This window comes from Enterobacter sp. 01-M-03-SI-ECC (assembly GCF_047530215.1).
GTDB classification, from domain to species: domain Bacteria; phylum Pseudomonadota; class Gammaproteobacteria; order Enterobacterales; family Enterobacteriaceae; genus Enterobacter; species Enterobacter chengduensis.
In genome coordinates this window covers 181,300-203,651 of sequence record NZ_JBLKDA010000005.1, presented here as the reverse complement: position 1 = coordinate 203,651, position 22,352 = coordinate 181,300, and the positions used below count along the sequence as shown (strand labels likewise).

The following is a 22,352-nucleotide window of genomic DNA, read 5'->3' as shown; positions in this document are numbered from 1 at the left end:
ACGGTGAGGGCCTCGTATCATCCCAGGTCCGCCATCAGCACTTTTGAACGACGCTGATAGTTGTACATCTCTTTCTTCGTTTCCGGCAGAGAATCGATATCCACCGGCGTGAAACCGCGCTCCTGGAACCAGTGAATGCTGCGCGTCGTGAGGACGAACAGCTTGCTCAGCCCCATCTGGCGCGCCTGTGCCGCTACGCGCTCCAGCAGCATTTCGCCGCGGGAAGAGCTGCGGTAATCAGGATGCACCGCCACGCAGGCCATTTCACCGATCTTCTCTTCCGGGAACGGATAGAGCGCGGCGCAGGCGATGGTCAGGTTATCGCGCTGAATAATGGTGAATTTGTCGATCTCCATCTCCAGCTGTTCGCGCGAGCGACGTACCAGGATGCCCTGCTGCTCCAGCGGGCGGATCAGCTCCAGAATGCCGCCGATGTCGTTGATGGTGGCGCGGCGGATCTGCTCCGCGCTCTCCATCACAATCTGCGTACCGATACCGTCGCGGGAGAACAGCTCCTGCAGCAGGGCGCCATCTTCCTGATAGCTGATCAGGTGGCTACGACGCACGCCGCTGCGGCAGGCCTTCACCGCGCCACGCAGAAAACGCACGGTACCGGAGTGGTAATCGCCTTCGGCTTCCAGCGCCTCCACGCGGGACTGGGCTTCATTCGGGAACAGTTCCGGTACGATGGTTCCCTCACCGTCCACGACGCCCTGAGAGGAGCAGAAGCCAATCATTTTTTCCGCCTTCAGCTTGATCGCCAGCTGCGTGGCAATCTCTTCGGACGTCAGGTTAAAGCTTTCGCCGGTGACGGAAACGGCAACCGGGCCCATCAGCACGATGGCGCCGCTGTCCAGCTGGCGGTGAATAGCTTCTTCATCAATACGACGAATGCGGCCGCTGTGGCAGTAATCCACGCCGTCGTCCACGCCCAGCGGCTGGGCAATGATAAAGTTGCCGCTCACAACGTTGATATGCGCGCCCTGTAGCGGCGTATTGTTCAGGCTCATGGAGAGACGAGCGGTAATATCCAGCTGCAGCAGACCCGCCGCCTGTTTTACCAGCTCCAGGGTTTTCGCATCGGTCACGCGGGTATGCTTGTGGTAAATCGGCTCGTGGTGGTGTGCGGCCAGGTTGGCGTCGATCTGCGGACGCGCGCCATAAACCACCACCAGGCGGATTCCGAGGCTGTGCAGCAGGCCAATGTCATTGACGATGCTGGAAAAATTCTCATGCTCAATGGCTTCGCCACCAAGCATGATGACAAACGTTTTTCCCCGATGGGCGTTGATATAGGGAACAGAATGGCGGAATCCCTGGACCAGTTCGGTTCTACGTTCCTTCACCATGGCACAACCCTTAATGAATGTTTATTCGTAATTTCTGTATTTTTATTCGATTGTGGCCGCGTGTGCAAGCGCAAATTTTCCGCGACCCACAGAAATTGGTAAGTAATCCGTACGTTAGCGTATGATTGTTTACCCTTTTATAGATGACAGTTTATGCGTCATTCGTTAAAGTTTTCGGTCAATCTGGACAATTCGTATATCAGTCAGTGTTCTTGCTCGGGAGAAGCATGTCGGGATCCAATTCAGCAATAAGCCGCCGCCGTTTGTTAAAAGGGGCCGGGGCAATGTGGTTGCTTAGCGTCAGTCAGGTCGGTCTTGCCGCCACCAGCCAGGTCGTGGCGGTGCGCGTCTGGCCGTCGTCGACCTATACGCGCGTGACGGTAGAATCCAATCGCGTGCTGAAATATAAGCAATTTGCCCTCAGCAACCCGGAACGCGTGGTGGTGGATCTCGAAGGCGTTAACCTCAACTCCGTGCTGAAGGGAATGGCGGCGCAGATCCGCGGTGACGATCCGTTTATTAAATCGGCGCGCGTCGGGCAGTTCGATCCGCAAACCGTGCGCATGGTGTTTGAGCTTAAGCAGAACGTGAAGCCGCAGCTGTTTGCCCTCGCACCCGTTGCGACGTTTAAAGAGCGTCTGGTGATGGATCTCTATCCGGCCAATGCAACGGATATTCAGGATCCGCTGCTCGCGCTGCTGGAGGACTACAACAAGGGCGATCTCCAGCGTCAGGTGCCGCCTGCGCAAAGCGGCCCGCAGCCGGGGAAAGCAGGGCGCGATCGCCCGATTGTGATCATGCTCGATCCCGGCCACGGCGGCGAAGACTCCGGCGCGGTGGGGAAATACCGCACGCGTGAAAAAGACGTAGTCCTGCAAATTGCCCGTCGCCTGAAGGCGTTGATTGATAAAGAGGGCAATATGCGCGCCTATATGACGCGCAATGAAGATGTCTTCATCCCGCTGAAGGTCCGGGTGGCGAAAGCGCAGAAGCAGCGTGCCGATCTCTTCGTCTCGATCCACGCGGATGCGTTTACCAGCCGCCAGCCAAGCGGCTCGTCGGTATTTGCGCTCTCAACCAAAGGCGCGACCAGTACCGCCGCGCGATACCTTGCGGACACCCAGAACGCTTCGGACCTGATTGGTGGCGTAAGCAAAAGCGGCGACCGCTACGTCGATCACACCATGTTTGATATGGTGCAGTCGCTGACCATCAACGACAGCCTGAAGTTTGGTAAAGCGGTGCTGGGCAAGCTGGGCAACATCAATAAGCTGCATAAAAACAGCGTTGAACAGGCCGGGTTTGCGGTGCTGAAGGCACCGGATATCCCGTCCATCCTGGTTGAAACCGCGTTTATCAGTAACGTGGAAGAGGAGCGCAAGCTGAAGACCGCTAAATTCCAGCAGGAAGTGGCGGAGTCGATTCTGGCGGGGATACGGGCGTATTTCTCTGACGGGGCGACGCTGGCGCGACGCGGGTAAATCTTTCAGCCGGGTAAACGCCCGGCAGTTTCACAAACTGCAGATACAAAAAAACACCCTTAAGGGTGTTTATTGTTTTTAGAAGTGTTGGTTGCGGGGGCCGGATTTGAACCGACGACCTTCGGGTTATGAGCCCGACGAGCTACCAGGCTGCTCCACCCCGCGTCCGTGGATGCGCACTATACTCGGATAGGTTTGTGATGCAACCCCTTTTTCACATAAATCATGATTTTGTATGTAAATTGAACGAGATGGCCCTGTTTGGACTATTTTTTGCGCAAAATTTGCCAAAGGGCATGTGAACGCATTTCATTAGCCCTGGCGGTTTGTTATCTTCATCACGCGGAAATGGGCAACTTAAAGACGAGATATAATGAAAGGACGTTGGGCGAAGTATCTGATGGCGGGCGCAATGGTAGCGATTCTTGCGGCCTGTTCTTCCAAACCGACCGATCGCGGTCAACAGTATAAAGACGGGAAGTTATCCCAGCCTTTCTCTTTAGTTAATCAGCCTGATGCCGTCGGCGCACCGATTAATGCCGGTGATTTCTCCGAGCAGGTCTACCAGATCCGCAACGCGTCGCCGCGTCTGTATGGCTCCCAGAGTAGCGTGTATAACGCGGTCCAGGACTGGCTGAAAGCGGGCGGCGATACGCGCAATATGCGCCAGTTTGGTATTGACGCCTGGCAGATGGAAGGGGCGGATAACTACGGCAACGTCCAGTTTACCGGCTATTACACCCCGGTTATCCAGGCGCGACACTCGCGTCAGGGCGAGTTCCAGTATCCTATCTACCGTATGCCGCCGAAACGCGGTCGTCTGCCGTCGCGCGCTGAGATCTACGCCGGCGCGCTGAGCGAAAATTACGTTCTGGCCTACAGCAACTCCCTGATGGATAACTTCATCATGGACGTTCAGGGCAGCGGCTACATTGATTTTGGCGACGGTTCACCGCTTAACTTCTTCAGCTATTCCGGTAAAAACGGCCACGCCTACCGCAGTATCGGCAAGGTGCTGATCGACCGCGGTGAAGTGAAGAAAGAAGATATGTCGATGCAGGCGATCCGCGAGTGGGGCGAGAAGCACAGCGAAGCCGAGGTGCGTGAGCTGCTGGAGCAGAACCCGTCGTTTGTCTTCTTTAAACCGCAAAACTTTGCGCCGGTGAAAGGGGCGAGTGCGGTACCGCTGATTGGCCGCGCGTCGGTGGCATCGGATCGGTCGATTATTCCTGCGGGCACTACGCTGCTGGCAGAGGTCCCGCTGCTGGACAACAACGGCAAGTTCAACGGCCAGTACGAGCTGCGTCTGATGGTAGCGCTGGACGTCGGTGGGGCGATTAAAGGCCAGCACTTCGATATCTATCAGGGTATTGGCCCTGACGCAGGCCATCGCGCGGGCTGGTATAACCACTACGGACGCGTGTGGGTACTGAAAGCGGCACCGGGTGCCGGAAACGTATTCAGCGGCTGATTGTGGTATTCTGAGCGCAATACGGATTACTGTTCAGGGTGAGGAATACCTCACCCTTTTTACATCTGAGGTTTTATGTCTGTGGTAATCAGCGACGCCTGGCGCCAGCGTTTTGGCGGAACGGCACGTTTATATGGTGAAAAAGCCCTGCAGCTGTTTGCGGATGCGCATGTCTGCGTCGTGGGCATTGGTGGTGTCGGGTCATGGGCGGCAGAGGCGCTGGCGAGAACCGGTATTGGTGCAATCACGCTGATTGACATGGATGACGTTTGCGTCACCAACACCAACCGTCAGATCCATGCCCTGCGCGATAGCGTTGGCCTGGCGAAGTCTGAGGTCATGGCGGAGCGTATCCGCCTGATCAACCCGGAATGTCAGGTTACGGTGATCGACGACTTTGTGACGGCAGATAACGTCGCGGAGTACATGAGCAAAGGCTACAGCTACGTGATTGACGCCATCGACAGCGTGCGGCCAAAAGCGGCGCTGATCGCATACTGCCGTCGCTACAAGGTGCCGCTGGTCACGACGGGCGGCGCGGGCGGGCAAATCGATCCGACGCAGATCCAGGTGGCCGATCTGGCAAAAACCATTCAGGATCCGCTGGCGGCCAAGCTGCGCGAACGCCTGAAGAGCGACTTCAACGTGGTGAAGAACAGCAAAGGCAAGCTGGGCGTCGACTGCGTGTTCTCGACCGAAGCGCTGGTCTACCCGCAGGCGGATGGCTCTGTGTGTGCAATGAAAAGCACGGCGGAAGGGCCAAAACGAATGGATTGCGCCTCCGGGTTTGGTGCGGCCACCATGGTGACCGCCTCCTTCGGCTTTGTGGCGGTGTCTCACGCCCTCAAGAAAATGATGGCGAAGGCGGAACGTCAGGCCTGAGCCTGACGTGCGGCATCCAGGACCGCGTCGCTGAGCGCGATTAAACCCTGACCGCGCGAGGCGCTGAGCTGCGCGCGCAGCCCAAGCTCGTCAAATAACGCCAGCGGCGAATGCGCCAGCAGCTCCGCCGCGCTTTTCCCTTCAGCCGCGGTCAACAATACGGCCAGCAGGCCCCGGACGATGCGGCCTTCGCTGTCGCCGAAGAAGTGCAGCTTCTCCCCGGATACGCTAAACCCGAGCCAGACGCGGTTTTCACAGCCAGCGATTTCTCTCGCCTGCGCTTTAAGATCGTCTGAAAGGGCAGGGAGCTGTTTACCCAGCAGGATCAGCTGGCGATATTTATCTTCCCACTGTGAGAGCGGGGCGAAGGTCTGTTTTAAGGTCTCTTCCGTGATGACCGTGCCAAACGGATGTCCGGCTAAAGCAGCGTGAGTCATTAATCCACCAGTATTTCAAGGGCGCGGTCAACGGCGCTCACCAGCGCGTCAACGTCGCTTTGGGTATTATACGGCGCAAACGAGGCGCGCAGCGTGCCGCTCACGCCGAGCGCCGCCAGCAGCGGCTGGGCGCAGTGCTGTCCGGCACGCAGGGCAATGCCGTACCCGGACAGCAGCGTCACCATGTCGCTATGGTGCACGCCCGCAAAATCAAAGGCGAGCAGGCTGGAGTCCTGAACGCGGAACGAGCGAAAGCCCGGGCGCTTTTTGAGTTCTTCCTCTGCCAGCGTCGCGAGCCCCCGGCTCCAGCTTTCAGCCTGCACAATGTCTGTCTCAGCCAGCCACTCAAGCGCCGCGCTCAGGCCAATCACCCCCGCTACGTTCGGCGTACCGGCTTCCAGGCGATAGGGGACATCCTGCGTTTTGAAGCCATCGAACGAGACTTCGGTAATCATCTTGCCGCCACCGAGCCATGGCGTCATTTTTGCCAGCAGTTCCGGCTTACCGTATAGCGCCCCTATGCCGGTTGGCCCGTAGAGCTTATGTCCTGAGAAGGCATAGAAGTCGATATCCAGCGCCTGCACGTCGGCGGGGAAGTGCACCACGCCCTGCGCGCCGTCAACCATCACCACCATCCCGCTGGCATGGGCTATACGAATAGCCTGAACCAGATCCGGGCAACCTCCCGTGACGTTCGACATCTGTCCGAGCGCCAGAATGCGGCTGCGGGGGGTAATCAGCTCGGGTAAACGCGCCACGTCGGGGAGCAGGTCTGCACCCAGCGGGAGCTTCACCACGCGCGCACCCGTTTGTTCGGCCACCATCAGCCACGGCACCAGGTTGGCGTGATGTTCCGCTTCGCTGACGACGATCTCATCGCCCGGCTGCAGCAGCGGGCGCGCATAGCACTGGGCCACCATATTGATGGCCTCGGTCGTGCCGCGCGTCCAGACGATATTTTTTCCGCTTTCGGCGTTGATCAGGCGCGCCACCCGATCGCGTGCGGCTTCATAGCGCGCGGTTAATCGCTGCGCTTCGGCGAACTGGCTGCGATGCACGTTCCCGGCGCTCAGGCCGTAGAACTGCTGCGTGGCCTCAATCACCGCCTGTGGCTTAAGGGCGGTGGCGGCGCTATCCAGGTAAATACCGGCATCGGCCAGCGCCGGAAACTGTGCGCGGAACTGCGCAGGACTGAAAGCGTTCATGGGATTCCTCATGTCAATATAGCGATCGTCGCGCAATTTCCGCGGCAGGGCAAGGAGGTTGATATCTATCAGAATTGTCTGCTTATCCTGGCGACCTCTAAAAAGCAGGTTATGCTAAATAGTGTTAGGCGGATGTTTTAGCCTGTTATAAATCGAGGTTTGAATAGCATTAATTGCTAAAGGAGAATAATCATGAATAAGACAGCTGCAATCATTTCTGCCTGTGCGTTTACCTTTGCCCTGAGCGCCTGTTCTGGTAACAACTACGTGATGCACACTAACGATGGTCGTTCTATCGTTTCGGAAGGGAAACCGACTACCGATAATGATACCGGGATGATTTCGTACAAAGATGCTAACGGGAACAAGCAGCAGATCAACCGCACGGACGTGAAAGAGATGAAAGAGATCGCGCGTTAACAGATCGTAAGCGAAAAAAAAGCACCGCAAATTGGCGGTGCTACATTAATCACTATGGACAGACAGGGTAAATGTACAGGAAGTGAAAAATTGGTAGCGTTGCTACCGTGGTCTGAATCGCAGACCAATTGCAAACACAACAACACAACATCACAACCGTAAGCCAAAAGCCCTTCAGAACACGCATTCCGAAAAAAAGCTCTTCGTTCCGGCTCAGGAAGTGCCGCCACTATAGGTATTTGCTGGTAGTTCCTCAACGGACAAATTATAATGGCTCAGATAAAAAAAACTAATAGGTTAAACGTTGTTTCCTGTTTGTTAAAATCCGTTAACATCTAAGCCAGATAACCATGTCAAAGCGATTGCCACCCCTCAATGCATTACGTGTTTTTGATGCAGCAGCACGTCACCTGAGCTTTACCCGCGCAGCAGATGAGCTTTTTGTGACACAGGCCGCAGTAAGTCACCAAATCAAGTCACTGGAGGATTTTCTGGGCCTTAAGCTGTTTCGTCGACGCAACCGTTCGTTGCTGTTGACCGAAGAGGGGCAGAGCTATTTTCAGGATATTAAAGAGATTTTTTCCCAGCTTACGGAAGCCACGCGTAAGCTACAGGCTCGTAGTGCAAAAGGTGCTCTGACCGTCAGTTTATTGCCCAGTTTTGCCATTCAATGGCTGGTTCCCAGACTCTCAAGCTTTAACTCAGCTTATCCGGGGATCGACGTTCGAATCCAGGCGGTTGACCGTCAGGAGGACAAGCTGGCCGATGATGTCGACGTCGCCATTTTTTATGGTCGCGGTAACTGGCCGGGCTTGCGCGTTGAAAAATTATACGCAGAATATCTCCTGCCGGTCTGTTCTCCTCTGCTGTTAACGGGCGACAAGGCGCTGAAGTCGCCCGCTGACCTGGCTCAGCATACGCTTTTGCATGATGCCTCTCGCCGCGACTGGCAAACTTATACCCGTCAATTAGGTCTTACACATATAAACGTGCAGCAGGGACCCATTTTTAGCCACAGTGCAATGGTGTTACAGGCTGCCATTCACGGGCAGGGGGTGGCGTTGGCGAACAACGTCATGGCGCAGTCCGAAATTGAGGCAGGCCGCCTGGTTTGCCCTTTTAATGATGTTCTGGTCAGCAAGAATGCATTTTATCTGGTTTGTCATGACAGTCAGGCAGAACTGGGTAAAATAGCCGCCTTCCGGCAGTGGATACTGGCGAAAGCGGCAACCGAGCAAGAAAAATTCCGCTTCAGGTATGAACAATAACGTTTGTGTGCCGGGCACGCATCAATTCAGGACGTAAACATGACCAGCCGATTCATGCTGATTTTTGCCGCGGTAAGTGGCTTTATTTTTGTCGCACTGGGCGCTTTTGGCGCACATGTATTAAGTAAGTCTTTGGGCGCTGTAGAGATGGGCTGGATCCAGACCGGCCTTGAATATCAGGCATTCCATACGCTGGCCATTTTTGGGCTGGCGGTGGCGATGCAGCGTCGTATCAGTATCTGGTTTTACTGGAGCAGCGTGTTTATGGCGCTGGGTACCGTGTTGTTTAGCGGTAGCCTGTACTGCCTTGCGCTCTCGCATCTGCGCCTGTGGGCGTTCGTTACCCCTGTCGGCGGATTCAGTTTCCTGGCGGGTTGGGTATTAATGTTTATCGGAGCTATCCGTCTGAAACGCAAGGGCGTTGTTCATGAATAAGGTTGTTTTATATTGTCGCCCGGGGTTTGAGAAAGAGTGCGCCGCGGAAATTACTGATAAAGCGGCGAAGCGCGAAGTCTTCGGCTTTGCCCGCGTAAAAGAGAACGCGGGCTATGTGGTCTTCGAGTGCTATCAGCCTGAAGACGCGGATAAGCTGGCGCGCGAGCTGCCGTTCAGCTCGCTGATCTTTGCTCGCCAGATGTTTGTCGCGGGTGAGCTGCTGAAGGATCTTCCACCGGAAGACCGCATCACGCCTATCGTCGGCATGTTGCAGGGCGTGGTGGAGAAGGGCGGCGATCTGCGCGTTGAAGTCGCGGATACCAACGAAAGTAAAGAGCTGATGAAGTTCTGCCGCAAGTTCACCGTGCCGCTGCGCGCGGCGCTGCGTGATGCGGGCGTGCTGACGAATTACGAAACGCCGAAGCGTCCGGTGGTGCATATCTTCTTTATCGCACCGGGCTGCTGCTATACGGGCTATTCGTACACCACCAACAACTCTCCGTTCTTTATGGGCATCCCGCGTTTGCGCTTCCCGGCCGATGCGCCAAGCCGTTCCACGCTGAAGCTGGAAGAGGCGTTCCACGTCTTTATCCCGGCGGACGAGTGGGACGAGCGTCTGGCAAACGGCATGTACGCCGTCGACCTTGGCGCGTGCCCGGGCGGCTGGACCTATCAGCTGGTGAAACGCAACATGTGGGTATCGTCCGTTGATAACGGTCCAATGGCGCAAAGCCTGATGGACACCGGGCAGGTTACCTGGCTGCGCGAGGACGGCTTCCGCTATCGTCCGAACCGTAACAACATCTCCTGGATGGTGTGCGACATGGTTGAGAAGCCGGCAAAAGTGGCCGCGCTGATGGCCTCCTGGCTGGTGAACGGCTGGTGCCGTGAGACCATTTTCAACCTCAAGCTGCCGATGAAAAAGCGCTATGAGGAGGTGTCGCAGAACCTGGCGTACATTCAGGAGCAGATGGATGAACACGGGATTAACGTGGAGATCCAGGCGCGTCAGCTGTATCACGACCGCGAAGAGGTGACGGTGCATATTCGTCGCTGGTGGGCGGCGGTGGGCGGGCGTCGCGACGAGCGATAGCGCGCGCTTTGTTTTGCCCGGTGGCGCTACGCTTGCCGGGCCTACAAAACCATGTTGTCGTTTTAGCGTTCTAGACGCAGCTGCTGTAAATTCCCGTCCAGCCGTAAATCCGTTTGTAGCGTTGCGATTTCCCGGCAGATAAACGCCATCTCTTTATGCGCTTCCAGCTTCTTGCGCCACTTTTCCGGCACCTCATCGAGGCGGGCGTAAATTCCTTCCAGATTCTGAAAATCGGTCAGCAGCTGCGCGGCGCTCTTTGGCCCAATACCGGCGACGCCCGGAACCTTTGAACTGCTGATGCCCGCCAGCCCCCAGTAATCCGGCAGCTGCTCAGGCGATACGCCAAACTCGCTGGCGATGAACGGCGCGTCCAGCCAGCGTTTTTGAAAATAGTCGCGGATGCGGATAGTCGGGGAGAGCAGCTGGCAGTAGCCTTTGTCCGTTGAAACGATAGTGGCCTGATGCCCGGCACCCGCCACCTTTACGGCCAGGGTGGCTGCAAGATCGTCAGCTTCATTTCTCTGCGCCCCCCAGCAGGGGACGCCCCGCTGTTCAAATGCGGCGCGCAGCATGGGTAATTCAGCGTGAAGATCGTCCGGCATCGGCGCGCGTCCGGCTTTATAGTCCGGCAGGCGCTGGTGTCGCCAGCCCGTGTTGCGGGCTTCGTCATCAAATACCGCGACCGCGTGGGTAGGCTCACTGTGGCGGATAAGCTGTTCCAGTGCATGCAGGCAGGTGTCTTTACAAGGCGTTCCCTGTACCGCATGGATACGGCGAATCAGGTTAAGTGCATCGACGATAAGTAAATGAACGGCCACAGATAATCTCCCTTCTATCTCATGCGTGAAGGGTAACACTGTCAGCAGCGTGAAACTATGAATGGTGGGGAAAACAGGAAGAAGCCTCGCAAAACGAGGCTTCCCGAGTGGCTTAATCGCAGGTCACGATCTTCATCGCCAGGCCGCCGCGAGAGGTTTCGCGGTATTTGGCGTTCATATCTTTACCGGTTTCGTACATGGTTTCGATAACCTTATCGAGACAGACGCGCGGCTCGCTGGTGCGGCGCAGCGCCATGCGTGCCGCGTTCACCGCCTTCACGGAGGCAATCGCGTTACGCTCGATGCACGGTACCTGTACCTGTCCGGCAACGGGATCGCAGGTCAGCCCCAGGTTATGCTCCATGCCGATTTCCGCCGCAATGCACACCTGCGCCGGGCTGGCACCCAACAGTTCGGCCAGACCCGCCGCCGCCATGGAGCAGGCCACGCCGACCTCACCCTGACAGCCCACTTCCGCACCGGATATGGACGCGTTCATCTTATACAGCGAACCAATCGCGCTGGCGACCAGCAGGTAGCGCGCCAGAGAGTTAGCGTTCACTTCACGGATAAACTTGTCGTAGTAGGCCAGCACCGCCGGAACGATACCGCAGGCACCGTTAGTCGGCGCGGTAACCACACGGCCCCCGGCGGCGTTCTCTTCGTTCACCGCCAGAGCGAACATGTTGATCCAGTCTACAACGGCCATCGGATCGGTGGTCGTTTTATCGGTGCTCACCAGCATACGGCGCAGCGCCGCCGCACGACGCGGTACGCGAAGCTTGCCTGGCAGAACGCCTTCGGTGGTGATCCCGCGCTCAATGCCGCCGCGCATCACTTCCCAGACGTTAGTGAAGTGCTGCTCGAGCTCCTCTTTGCTGTGGAGGGCCAGCTCGTTTTTCATCATCAGGCCGGAGAGGGAAAGGCCCGTCTCCTGGCAGTGGCGCTGAAGATCCGCCGCCGTTTTGTACGGATACGGCACCTCGACAGATGAGGTACTGGTTTGACCAAAGTGGTCTTCGTCGACGATAAAACCGCCGCCGATAGAGTAATACGTCTGGCTGTATACCGCTTTGTCGCCGGCCAGCGCGGTAATGCGCATGCCGTTTTCGTGCAGCGACAGGTTGTCCGCATGGAAATTCATGCAATGGTCAACCGGGAATTCCACTTCGTGTTCGCCGTTTGCCAGCAGCAGGCGACCGTGGGTGTTCACATCCTGGATGAAGCCAGGGATCGCATCAATATCAACGGTATCCGGCAGGTTTCCCGCCAGGCCCATGATAATGGCGATATCGGTATGGTGGCCTTTCCCGGTCAGAGAAAGGGAACCGTAAACATCGACAACCACGCGGGTAACGTCGTGCAGGATGCCGCGTGCAATCAAGTCGTCCGTGAACTGCTTACCGGCTTTCATTGGTCCGACGGTGTGAGAGCTGGAAGGACCAATACCGATTTTGAAGATATCGAATACGCTAATCATGATGCGTCCATTGCTTTCAGTCAGAGGGGAGGAGTGCGCCGTCCGGGGACGGAGCAGGAGGTATTAGCTGAACAGCGAGTAGAAAATAGCGGAGATGGCAATCAGGCCCATAATCACAACAAACGCGTTGCTGATATGGCCGCTGTATTTACGCATCGCAGGCACTTTCTGAATCGCGTACATCGGCATCAGGAACAGAATCATCGCGATGACCGGGCCGCCCAGGGTTTCAATCATGCCCAGGATGCTTGGGTTCAGCGTGGCTACAGCCCAGGTAGTGAGCAGCATGAACAGTGCAGTGATTTTGTTCAGCTTGTTGATTTCAATGCTCTTGCCTTTACCGCGCAGAGATTTAATCACCATACCGTTGAAGCCTTCACGTGCGCCGAGGTAGTGGCCCAGGAAGGATTTGGTGATGGCGATAATCGCGATGATAGGTGCCATCCACGCAATAACCGGTGCGTTAAAGTGGTTCGCCAGGTAAGACAGAATAGAGATGTTCTGCTCTTTCGCTGCCGCCAGGTCCGCCGGGGAGAGGCTCAGCACGCAGCTGAAGACGAAGAACATTACGGTCAGCACCATCATGATGTGCGCGCGCGCCAGGATGCTGGAGCACTTCTTCTCGGCGCCATTACCGTACTCTTCACGTTTCGCCACGGCGAAAGAGGAGATGATTGGGGAGTGGTTGAAAGAGAACACCATCACCGGAATTGCCAGCCAGAGGGTCATCAGCAGGCCGTTACCGGTTGCCGATGCGCTGCTCAGGGACAGGGTTTCCAGCGCTGCACCGTTCCACTGTGGGATCAGGTAGCAGGCCAGCACCATCAGAGCAATCACGAACGGGAAGACCAGCACGCTCATCGCTTTCACAATCATCTGCTCACCGAAGCGCACGATGGTCATCATGCCCACAATCAGGATCAGAGACAGAATCGCGCGCGGCGGCGGCGTCACGTGCAGCTGGTGCATCATGAAGCTTTCAACGGTGTTGGTGATCGCCACGCTGTAGACCAGCAGAATAGGGTAAATCGCGAAGAAGTAGAGCAGGGTAATCAGTTTACCTGCGCCCACGCCGAAATGCTCTTCAACCACTTCCGTGATGTCTTCGCCCGGGTTTTTACCGGACAGCACGAAGCGGGTCAGGCCGCGGTGTGCGAAGAAAGTCATCGGGAAAGCAATGATAGCCATGATGATCAGCGGGATCAGACCGCCGACGCCTGCGTTGATAGGAAGGAACAGTACACCAGCGCCGATTGCCGTGCCGTAAAGGCCAAGCATCCACATGGTATCCGTTTTGCGCCAGCCACTTCGGGATTCAATCGAAGCAACGGTGCTGGTTTGAGTGGTTTCCATCTATATCTCCTGGAGGAAGCGAATTGTCAGGTTTTTAGTCAAATCCGATGAAAAAGTGCCTGACGGTAATATGAAATTCGTTCAGTGACGGTTTTTTAATAATTTTTGCCCGTAACTATTGGCGGGCGGAAAGATACATTCTAGTTATGAATCTATCAGTGATCGCGATCTCAAATGCAATAATCCACTTATGATGTGGGCATCTTTAGACCATTTATCTGTTAAAAAAACATCAAAGAGAATTTACGGGCGCGAAGGCTACCACCAACGACACGTGCGCTGAAAGACTGACCCGTGAGATAGGTGTCTTTCGCTGTAAAGAAATGGGTTTTTAGGATTTTCTGGCGGGTAATTTAGATTAAGGCTGATAACTTGCGGTTGAATAAAAGAGGTAATCGTTTGCGTTTGTAAGGAGTTTGCAAAAGATATAAGTGATGCCTATGAATTGCTTCGATAAAAAAAACCGGGACGCCTGACGGGGCGACCCGGTTTTGAGGAGAGGCAGCTAAGCCTTAGGTGCAGATTTCATAGCAAGGAATGTAGGCGGAGCCTGGCAGCTTCATGCGGTGCTGCGCGACGAAGCCCTGCAGCATGTCGTCCATGCGGCGCATCATCTCCGGATCGCCGTGGATCTTGTACGGGCCATGCTGTTCAATGGCGCGGATGCCCATCTCTTTCACGTTGCCCGCCACAATGCCCGAGAAGGCGCGACGCAGATCGGCCGCCAGGACTTCTACCGGCTGGTCCGGGTAGAGTTTCAGGTTCGCCATATTCTCATGCGTGGGCTCGAACGGGATCTGCAGGTCCGGCGCGATACGGATTGACCAGTTAAAGCTGTAGGCATCACCGGTATCACGGCGGTTCTCTTTCACCAGCGGCATCGCTTTTTTCATCTGGCGCGCCACTTCTGCGGCATCGTCAATGATGATGCGATAGTGACGACGCGCGGCTTCACCCAGGGTGTGCACGATAAACTCGTCCAGCACGCGGAAGTAGTCGGCGCTCTCTTTTGGCCCGGTCAGGATCAGCGGCAGAACCTGATCTTTGTTGGCCGGATTCATCAGAATACCCAGCAGGTAAAGCAGCTCTTCCGCCGTGCCCACGCCGCCCGGGAAGATGATAATGCCGTGCGCGATACGGACAAACGCCTCAAGGCGTTTTTCGATATCCGGCATGATGATCAGCTCGTTAACCAGCGGGTTAGGCGGCTCAGCGGCGATGATGGACGGCTCGGTCATGCCGATAAAACGCCCCTCTTTGTAACGCTGCTGCGCGTGTCCCACCGCCGCACCCTTCATCGGCGCTTCCATCGCCCCTGGACCGCAGCCGGTACAGATGTTCAGCTCGCGCAGGCCAAGCTGCGTCCCCACCCGGCGGGCATAGAGATATTCAGTTTCGTTGATGGAGTGACCGCCCCAGCAGACGACCATGTTCGGCGCTTCGCCAACGTGCAGGGCACGGGCGTTACGCAGAATAGAGAACACCAGGTTGGTGATATGGACCGAGCTTTCCAGGTCGAGATGCTGGAAACGGCCTGCGTTGTGGATCTGTCCGTTAACAAACAGGATGTCACGCAGCACGGCAAACAGGTTAGCCTGAAGTGAACGGATGATTCGACCATCAACAAAGGCCTCTTCCGGCGGGTTGATGACTTCAAGCTTCACGCCGCGCTCGCGGCGCAGCACGTTGATATCAAAGCTTTCGAAGCGGGACAGCAGTTCTTTACTGTTATCTGTCAGGCTTCCGGAGTTCAGTACGGCAAGTGAACAGTTACGAAACAGTTGATAAAGATCGCTGCTGGCCGTGCGCTTAAGCATGTCCACTTCCAGCTGCGACAACATATCCATTGAGCCAAGCGGGCTAATATGTGTAATCAAGTGAGCTCCTTACGGGACGATTATCGTCTTTCCCTGTTGATTACAATAGCCCTGCCGCGTGACGTTTCACAACCTAAAGCGCGGAAGATACCGCGCATATTGTGAAAATATTTATATTACTGACGCACCAGCCGGCCCGTTGCGGGCACAAAATCGGTATTGGTGCGCCACGGGTTAATGTCCAGCCCGCCGCGACGGGTATAGCGCGCGTAAACGCTTAGCTTCTCTGGCTGGCAGAAACGCTGAATATCGCTAAAAATGCGCTCCACGCACTGCTCGTGGAATTCGTTGTGATGGCGGAACGACACCAGGTAGCGCAGCAATTTTTCCCGATCAATTTTCGGGCCGCGGTACTGGATCTGCACCGAGCCCCAGTCCGGCTGGTGGGTGATCAGGCAGTTGGACTTCAGCAGATGGCTGACCAGCGTCTCTTCGACCACCTTTCCGCCCGCCGCGTTTTCGAGGTAGTCCGCGCTGAATTCATAATTCTCCACCTCGATATCCTGATCGTCGATGCAGGTCCCGTTGAAGTGGGCGACTGGCTGCCCTTCCAGCTCGTTCAGGCGATACAGTGAAACGCTCACCTTTCCCTGCGCGCAGGCGCTTAAATCACGTTCCAGGGTGTGCTGAACGTCGTCCCAGCTGTTGAATTTTGTCTGGTTAAAACTGTTGAGATAGAGCTTAAAGCTTTTGGACTCGACGAGATTCACGCTGGCGTAGTCCAGCTCAACGTGGCCCACCGCCACCTGCGGCAGGCCGCGCGCGTTGAGCCACGAGAGTTCGTACAGCGTCCAGATATCGCCACCAACAAACGGCAGCGCGTCCGCGTGCAGGCCCAAAGGATCGCGATTCAGACTGCGCGGCACGCCCTGCAGCAGGCTTGCATCGTAGGTATCGCGGTAATCGGTGGATTTACCGAGCGTTAAGCCGGTTAACGCCTGATGATTTTCGTAAGACATGTTTCATCGCCACTTTACAGGTACACTTATGCCCTGAGTTTATCCTGTCTGACAAGAAGAGAGAAATCGGTGAACATCGAAACGGCAAATGCCCTTACTACCTTCACGACCCGCTACTGCGATGCATGGCATGAAAAGCAGGGTTCGTGGCCGCAAAGTGCTGATTTATATGGCGTACCTTCACCGTGCATTATCTCTTCGCTCGAGGATTACGTTATCTGGCAGCCGCAGCCCAATACCGGCGAGCAAAATGTAAATGCGGTTGAACGGGCAATGGACATTGTGGTACAACCAGCGGTTCACGCGTTTTACACCACGCAGTTCGCAGGGGATATGCCCGCGCGCTTTGCTGCTATCACGCTGACGCTGTTGCAGACCTGGAGCGAAGACGATCTGCAGCGTGTTCAGGAAAACCTGATTGGTCATCTGGTCACGCAAAAACGCCTTAAGCTTTCTCCGACGCTCTTTATTGCCACGCTGGACAGTGAACTGGACGTTATCTCCGTCTGTAACCTGTCAGGTGAAGTGGTTAAAGAGACTATCGGTACCCGCAATCGCGAGACTCTCGCCCCCTCTCTTGCGGATTTCCTTACCCGGCTTGAGCCGCTTCTGTAATCCATGATGCTATAGCGCGTGTGAGAGATCTCTTACAAGGTTTGTGAGAGATCGCTGGAACATTCAGTATTACCTCAATTATTTCAGATTAATATCACTCTATTTTTCAATGGATTACTAGCTGATCGCACTGTTTTCAGGGATGTCTTACGGCTTACAACACGTAAAGGGTGGGTTGTAAGACGAAGCGGAATAGCGGATTCTATCCCCGTCGACAGGACGCCGACACGAGAAACGAACATCAGGATGATGGCGTTTCTTACTCAGGACACGTCAGGATGGCGCTGCAGGAAGGCTTCAGGATGAAGCAAAGTGGATAACGCAGGATGCGTAAGGGACACCTCCAGGAAGGAGAACGAGAGCCGGTCGGGATGGTCGGTGGGTCAGGAAGGCCAGGACGTTTCAGGATGAAACAAACACGTCAGGACGATGTGTGCAGGATGAATCGGTTTACGGATGACCAGGCCTTCGGGCTTCAGGAAAAGTTGTCACGGATGAGCAGGGAGCACGAATTGTAGCTGGAATGCTGCGAAACGAACCGGGAGCACTGTTTTTACAGTGCTCCCTTTTTTTATTTCTGCCTTCCGCAATGCTATGCTGCGCGCCGTTCACTTTTTCAGTTGAGGTTACTATGACGCAACACGATAGCGTTCGTGCGCAGTTGCACGCCATCGAAGCCCTTTTGCGCCAACATCAGCTGTGGCAGGAGACCGCGCCGCAGCCAGAGGCGTTCGCGAGCACCCAGCCCTTCTGCCTGGATACGCTGGCCCCGTTTGAGTGGCTGCAGTGGGTGTTAATTCCGCGCATGCACGCCCTGCTTGAGGGCGGTCACCCGCTGCCGCAGGCCTTTGCTGTCTCTCCCTACTATGAAATGGCGCTAGAGGCGACGCACCCCGCGCGCGCCGTGATGCTGGTCGAACTGGAAAAACTGGATGCCCTGTTTGCCGGTGAAGATGCATGACGCTTGAGATCCTCTATCAGGACGAGTGGCTGGTGGCGGTAAACAAGCCGTCCGGCTGGCTGGTACACCGCAGCTGGCTGGATCGCGACGAGAAAGTGGTGGTGATGCAGACCGTGCGCGATCAGATTGGTCAGCACGTTTTTACCGCCCATCGCCTCGACAGGCCGACCTCCGGCGTGCTGCTGATGGGGCTTTCCAGCGAGGCGGGCCGTCTGCTGTCGCAGCAGTTTGAACAGCATCAGATGCAAAAGCGCTACCATGCGATCGTGCGCGGCTGGCTGACGGAAGCCGCCACGCTCGACTATCCGCTGGTAGAGGAGTTGGATAAAATCGCCGATAAATTTGCCCGCGATGATAAAGGCCCGCAGCCTGCGGTGACGGATTATCGCGGCATGGCCACCACGGAAATGCCGGTGGCAACCAGCAAATTTCCCACCACGCGCTACAGTCTGGTTGAGCTATTGCCTAAAACCGGGCGTAAGCACCAGCTGCGACGCCATCTCGCGCACCTGCGCCATCCGATTATTGGCGACAGCAAGCACGGCGATCTGCGCCAGAACCGCAGCGCGGCCGAACACTTTGGCTGCCATCGTCTGATGCTGCACGCCAGCGAGCTGAGCCTGACGCACCCGTTTACCGGCGAGCCGCTGACTATCCGTGCGGGGCTGGACGACGTCTGGATGCAGGCGCTGTCACAGTTTGGCTGGCTGGGACAACTCCCCGAAAATGAAAGGGTTGAGTTTGTCTCGGGCAACGTTCAGGATGAACGGTAAACGCATTCATTATGGGAAAATAGCATGGCTGAAGTAGGCATTTTTGTCGGCACTATGTACGGCAACGCGCTGCTGGTAGCGGAAGAGGCGGAGGCAATACTCGCCCGCCAGGGCCATAAGGCCACGGTCTACGAAGACCCGGAGCTGGCAGACTGGGAAAAGTTTAAAGATAAATACATTCTGGTGGTGACCTCCACCACGGGGCAGGGCGATCTGCCGGACAGCATCGTGCCGCTGTTCCAGGGTATTAAAGACCAGCTTGGCTACCAGCCTGACGTGCACTACGGCATCATTGCCCTGGGCGACAGTTCTTACGCCAACTTCTGCGGCGGCGGCAAGCAGTTCGATGCGCTCCTGCAGGAGCAGAGCGCCCAGCGCGTCGGCGAGATGCTGCTGATTGATGCCGGCGAGCATCCGGAGCCGGAAAGCGAATCAAACCCGTGGGTCGAACACTGGGCAACGCTGCTTAAATAGTTATCCAGGCCGGGTCAGGCGTAGCCGCCACCCGGCATTACACCCCGCACCAAACGCCATTTCCGTGAACCACCTTCCACTCCTCTGGGCTTATGCCCTAAACAACCTCCCTCACACCCTTTAATACTGTGTTTTTGCACGGTGAGAGACGGTGTCACTCCTTCATATACTTTTCCGGTCACGATAAAACGGCCTCACGCCGTACCAAAACGACAAAAACGAATCTCATTCTGATTACCCTACCGGTGCTGTACAGAATGAACAGGCGAAAGCTATGTTTCAGGAGTGCAACAATGAGTACATTAAGCCACGCAGCGAGCAGCGCCGAAAAGCGCACCAACGCCCGCTACTGGATAGTGGTGATGCTGTTTATCGTCACGTCCTTTAACTATGGTGACCGCGCCACGCTGTCGATTGCTGGTTCGGAAATGGCAAAAGATATCGGCCTTGATCCCGTGGGCATGGGTTACGTTTTCTCCGCATTCTCATGGGCCTACGTCATCGGTCAAATTCCTGGCGGCTGGCTGCTGGACCGTTTTGGATCTAAACGCGTCTATTTCTGGTCCATCTTTATCTGGTCGATGTTTACCCTGCTACAGGGTTTCGTCGATATCTTCAGCGGCTTCGGCATTATCGTGGCGCTCTTCACGCTGCGCTTCCTGGTGGGGCTAGCGGAAGCGCCGTCCTTCCCGGGCAACAGCCGCATTGTGGCGGCATGGTTCCCGGCGCAGGAGAGGGGAACGGCGGTGGCGATTTTCAACTCCGCACAGTACTTCGCAACGGTGATCTTCGCGCCCATCATGGGCTGGCTGACGCATGAGGTGGGCTGGTCGCACGTCTTCTTCTTCATGGGGGGCTTGGGATCGTCATCAGCTTCGTCTGGCTGAAAGTGATCCACGAACCCCATCAGCACCCCGGCGTGAACAAAAAAGAGCTGGAGTACATCGCGGAAGGCGGCGCGCTGATCAACATGGATCAGAAGTCCGCAAAAGCAAAAGTTCCGTTCAGCCAGAAATGGGCGCAGATCGGGCAGCTCGTCGGCTCGCGCATGATGATCGGGATCTATCTGGGCCAGTACTGCATCAACGCCTTGACCTACTTTTTCATCACCTGGTTCCCGGTCTATCTGGTGCAGGCTCGCGGCATGTCGATTCTGAAAGCAGGATTTGTCGCCTCGGTCCCGGCAATCTGCGGCTTCGTGGGCGGCGTGCTCGGCGGGGTGATTTCCGACTGGCTGATGCGCCGCACGGGCTCGCTGAACATCGCGCGAAAAACGCCGATTGTGCTCGGCATGCTGCTCTCCATGACCATGGTGTTCTGTAACTACGTCAATGCCGAATGGATGATCGTCGGCTTTATGGCGATGGCCTTCTTCGGCAAAGGCATTGGCGCGCTGGGCTGGGCGGTGATGGCGGATACGGCGCCGAAAGAGATCAGCGGCCTGAGCGGCGGTCTGTTCAACATGTTCGGCAACATCTCCGGGATTGTGACGCCCATCGCTATTGGCTACATCGTCGGCACGACCGGATCTTTCAACGGTGCGCTGATCTACGTGGGAATACATGCGCTGGTGGCGGTATTGAGTTACCTGGTGCTGGTGGGAGATATCAAGCGCGTCGAGCTTAAACCCTTTGCGGAGCGTGGATGATGACAACGCAATCAAGCCCAACCGTCACCGAGATGCAGGTCATCCCGGTGGCCGGGCAGGACAGCATGCTGCTCAATATTGGCGGCGCGCATAGCGCCTGGTTTACTCGTAATATCGTCGTGCTGAAAGACAGCGCAGGGCATACCGGCGTGGGCGAGGCCCCCGGCGGAGAGGTGATTTACCAGACGCTGGTTGACGCCATTCCGCAGCTGGTGGGCCAGGAGGTTGCCCGTCTGAACAAGGTGGTTCAGCGGGTGCACAAGGGCAATCAGTCGGCCGACTTTGATACGTTCGGTAAAGGCGCCTGGACGTTCGAACTGCGCGTCAACGCGGTGGCCGCGCTGGAGGCCGCCCTGCTTGATTTACTGGGTAAGGCGCTCAATGTTCCGGTCTGCGAGCTGCTGGGGCCCGGCAAACAGCGCGATGCGGTTACCGTGCTGGGCTATCTGTTCTACGTGGGCGATCGCACGAAAACCGATCTGCCCTATCTGGAATCTACCCCGGGGAGCCACGAGTGGTATCACCTGCGCCACCAGGAAGCGCTCTCCCGCGACGCGGTGGTGCGTCTGGCCGAGGCGGCGCAGGATCGCTACGGCTTTAAGGATTTCAAGCTGAAAGGCGGCGTGCTGCCCGGCGAGCAGGAGATTGACACCGCCCGGGCGCTGAAAAAGCGCTTTCCGGATGCGCGCATCACCGTTGACCCTAACGGCGCCTGGCTGCTGGATGAAGCCATAAGCCTGTGCAAAGGTCTGGGAGACGTGCTGACCTACGCGGAAGACCCCTGTGGCGCGGAGCAGGGCTTCTCGGGCCGTGAAGTCATGGCCGAGTTCCGGCGCGCCACCGGGCTGCCGGTCGCGACCAATATGATCGCCACCAACTGGCGTGAAATGGGTCACGCGGTCATGCTAAACGCCGTCGATATTCCGCTGGCGGACCCGCACTTCTGGACGCTCTCGGGCGCGGTGCGCGTGGCGCAGCTTTGCGATGACTGGGGGCTGACCTGGGGCTGCCACTCGAACAATCACTTCGACATTTCGCTGGCGATGTTTACCCACGTTGGCGCGGCGGCGCCGGGTAACCCGACCGCTATCGACACCCACTGGATTTGGCAGGAGGGGGAAGCCCGCCTGACGAAAAATCCGCTGGAAATCATCAACGGCAAGATTGCCGTACCGGATGCGCCGGGCCTGGGCGTGGAGATTGACTGGGATCAGATCCATAAAGCCCATGAGGCGTATAAAAAACTACCGGGCGGCGCGCGTAACGACGCGGGCCCGATGCAGTACCTGATTCCCGGCTGGACATTTGACCGTAAGCGCCCTGTTTTTGGACGTCACTGATAAAAGGATTACA

At 56.5% G+C, this 22,352-nt stretch carries 20 protein-coding genes, 1 tRNA gene and 1 pseudogene; 13 read left to right on the top strand and 9 right to left on the bottom strand.

Annotated features, from left to right (window positions below; all coding sequences use genetic code 11):
* Window positions 1–17 precede the first annotated feature (17 nt).
* Window positions 18–1,349 (bottom strand): amino-acid N-acetyltransferase, encoded by a 1,332-nt coding sequence (gene argA, locus ACMWKK_RS07465; protein ID WP_045329136.1) that lies wholly within the window; start codon window positions 1,347–1,349, stop codon window positions 18–20.
* Window positions 1,350–1,576: 227 nt separating this feature from the next.
* Here argA and amiC point away from each other — a divergent pair, with 227 nt between their 5' ends.
* On the top strand, window positions 1,577–2,830 hold the full coding sequence (gene amiC, locus ACMWKK_RS07460) for an N-acetylmuramoyl-L-alanine amidase AmiC (RefSeq protein ID WP_021242006.1): 1,254 nt from the start codon (window positions 1,577–1,579) through the stop codon (window positions 2,828–2,830).
* Window positions 2,831–2,918: 88 nt separating this feature from the next.
* On the opposite strand, the gene ACMWKK_RS07455 is transcribed toward amiC, so the two are convergent.
* Window positions 2,919–2,995: transfer RNA gene (locus ACMWKK_RS07455), tRNA-Met, on the bottom strand.
* 208 nt (window positions 2,996–3,203) lie between these two features.
* On the opposite strand from ACMWKK_RS07455, the gene mltA reads away from it, so the two are divergent.
* A complete protein-coding gene (gene mltA / locus ACMWKK_RS07450; RefSeq protein ID WP_045332000.1) occupies window positions 3,204–4,301 on the top strand; it encodes a murein transglycosylase A in 1,098 nt (365 codons plus the stop codon).
* A gap of 75 nt (window positions 4,302–4,376) precedes the next feature.
* Window positions 4,377–5,183, top strand: a complete 807-nt coding sequence (gene tcdA / locus ACMWKK_RS07445; RefSeq protein WP_112780983.1) for a tRNA cyclic N6-threonylcarbamoyladenosine(37) synthase TcdA — start codon at window positions 4,377–4,379, stop codon at window positions 5,181–5,183.
* On the opposite strand, the gene csdE is transcribed toward tcdA, so the two are convergent.
* Together csdE and csdA are read right to left on the bottom strand one after the other, a co-directional pair.
* A complete protein-coding gene (gene csdE / locus ACMWKK_RS07440) occupies window positions 5,174–5,620 on the bottom strand; it encodes a cysteine desulfurase sulfur acceptor subunit CsdE (protein ID WP_112780982.1) in 447 nt (148 codons plus the stop codon). The two genes, tcdA and csdE, sit on opposite strands and share 10 nt — an antisense overlap.
* A complete protein-coding gene (gene csdA / locus ACMWKK_RS07435; protein ID WP_045331991.1) occupies window positions 5,620–6,825 on the bottom strand; it encodes a cysteine desulfurase CsdA in 1,206 nt (401 codons plus the stop codon). Before csdA ends, csdE begins: the two co-directional genes overlap by 1 nt.
* 192 nt (window positions 6,826–7,017) lie before the next feature.
* On the opposite strand from csdA, the gene ACMWKK_RS07430 reads away from it, so the two are divergent.
* The 4 genes from ACMWKK_RS07430 to rlmM all read left to right on the top strand — a co-directional run bounded on the left by ACMWKK_RS07430 (window position 7,018) and on the right by rlmM (window position 10,041).
* On the top strand, window positions 7,018–7,245 hold the full coding sequence (locus ACMWKK_RS07430; protein WP_045331989.1) for a YgdI/YgdR family lipoprotein: 228 nt from the start codon (window positions 7,018–7,020) through the stop codon (window positions 7,243–7,245).
* A gap of 350 nt (window positions 7,246–7,595) precedes the next feature.
* On the top strand, window positions 7,596–8,513 hold the full coding sequence (gene gcvA / locus ACMWKK_RS07425; protein WP_032643156.1) for a glycine cleavage system transcriptional regulator GcvA: 918 nt from the start codon (window positions 7,596–7,598) through the stop codon (window positions 8,511–8,513).
* 39 nt (window positions 8,514–8,552) lie between these two features.
* Window positions 8,553–8,948 carry a DUF423 domain-containing protein gene (locus ACMWKK_RS07420; protein ID WP_023309031.1) on the top strand — a complete coding sequence of 132 codons (396 nt, stop codon included), beginning with the start codon at window positions 8,553–8,555 and terminating at the stop codon, window positions 8,946–8,948.
* Window positions 8,941–10,041 (top strand): 23S rRNA (cytidine(2498)-2'-O)-methyltransferase RlmM, encoded by a 1,101-nt coding sequence (gene rlmM / locus ACMWKK_RS07415; protein WP_112780981.1) that lies wholly within the window; start codon window positions 8,941–8,943, stop codon window positions 10,039–10,041. The genes ACMWKK_RS07420 and rlmM overlap by 8 nt, the downstream gene beginning before the upstream one ends.
* Window positions 10,042–10,103: 62 nt before the next feature.
* Here the strand turns inward: rlmM and xni are convergent, their stop codons facing one another.
* The 5 genes from xni to queF form a co-directional block, all read right to left on the bottom strand.
* Window positions 10,104–10,859 carry a flap endonuclease Xni gene (gene xni, locus ACMWKK_RS07410; RefSeq protein WP_112780980.1) on the bottom strand — a complete coding sequence of 252 codons (756 nt, stop codon included), beginning with the start codon at window positions 10,857–10,859 and terminating at the stop codon, window positions 10,104–10,106.
* Window positions 10,860–10,971: 112 nt separating this feature from the next.
* Window positions 10,972–12,339: an L-serine ammonia-lyase II gene (gene sdaB, locus ACMWKK_RS07405; protein WP_045331980.1), complete on the bottom strand. Its 1,368-nt coding sequence runs from the start codon at window positions 12,337–12,339 to the stop codon at window positions 10,972–10,974.
* Between the two features lie 63 nt (window positions 12,340–12,402).
* Window positions 12,403–13,692, bottom strand: coding sequence for an HAAAP family serine/threonine permease (locus ACMWKK_RS07400; protein WP_045331977.1), 1,290 nt, complete (start codon window positions 13,690–13,692; stop codon window positions 12,403–12,405).
* A 512-nt stretch (window positions 13,693–14,204) separates the two neighbouring features.
* On the bottom strand, window positions 14,205–15,569 hold the full coding sequence (gene ppnN / locus ACMWKK_RS07395) for a nucleotide 5'-monophosphate nucleosidase PpnN (protein WP_032643146.1): 1,365 nt from the start codon (window positions 15,567–15,569) through the stop codon (window positions 14,205–14,207).
* A 116-nt stretch (window positions 15,570–15,685) separates the two neighbouring features.
* A complete protein-coding gene (gene queF, locus ACMWKK_RS07390) occupies window positions 15,686–16,528 on the bottom strand; it encodes an NADPH-dependent 7-cyano-7-deazaguanine reductase QueF (protein WP_112780979.1) in 843 nt (280 codons plus the stop codon).
* Between the two features lie 69 nt (window positions 16,529–16,597).
* Here queF and syd point away from each other — a divergent pair, with 69 nt between their 5' ends.
* The 6 genes and pseudogenes from syd to ACMWKK_RS07360 all read left to right on the top strand — a co-directional run bounded on the left by syd (window position 16,598) and on the right by ACMWKK_RS07360 (window position 22,339).
* Window positions 16,598–17,143: a SecY-interacting protein gene (syd, locus tag ACMWKK_RS07385; protein ID WP_112780978.1), complete on the top strand. Its 546-nt coding sequence runs from the start codon at window positions 16,598–16,600 to the stop codon at window positions 17,141–17,143.
* A gap of 631 nt (window positions 17,144–17,774) precedes the next feature.
* On the top strand, window positions 17,775–18,104 hold the full coding sequence (locus tag ACMWKK_RS07380) for a YqcC family protein (RefSeq protein WP_045331971.1): 330 nt from the start codon (window positions 17,775–17,777) through the stop codon (window positions 18,102–18,104).
* Window positions 18,101–18,877: a tRNA pseudouridine(65) synthase TruC gene (gene truC, locus ACMWKK_RS07375; RefSeq protein ID WP_023309023.1), complete on the top strand. Its 777-nt coding sequence runs from the start codon at window positions 18,101–18,103 to the stop codon at window positions 18,875–18,877. The genes ACMWKK_RS07380 and truC overlap by 4 nt, the downstream gene beginning before the upstream one ends.
* Before the next feature lie 24 nt (window positions 18,878–18,901).
* A complete protein-coding gene (locus ACMWKK_RS07370) occupies window positions 18,902–19,351 on the top strand; it encodes a flavodoxin (protein WP_047717614.1) in 450 nt (149 codons plus the stop codon).
* A 293-nt stretch (window positions 19,352–19,644) separates the two neighbouring features.
* A pseudogene (locus ACMWKK_RS07365) lies at window positions 19,645–20,999 on the top strand (MFS transporter).
* Window positions 20,999–22,339, top strand: a complete 1,341-nt coding sequence (locus ACMWKK_RS07360) for an enolase C-terminal domain-like protein (RefSeq protein WP_112781002.1) — start codon at window positions 20,999–21,001, stop codon at window positions 22,337–22,339. The pseudogene ACMWKK_RS07365 and the gene ACMWKK_RS07360 overlap by 1 nt, the downstream one beginning before the upstream one ends.
* The last annotated feature ends 13 nt before the right edge of the window (window positions 22,340–22,352 follow it).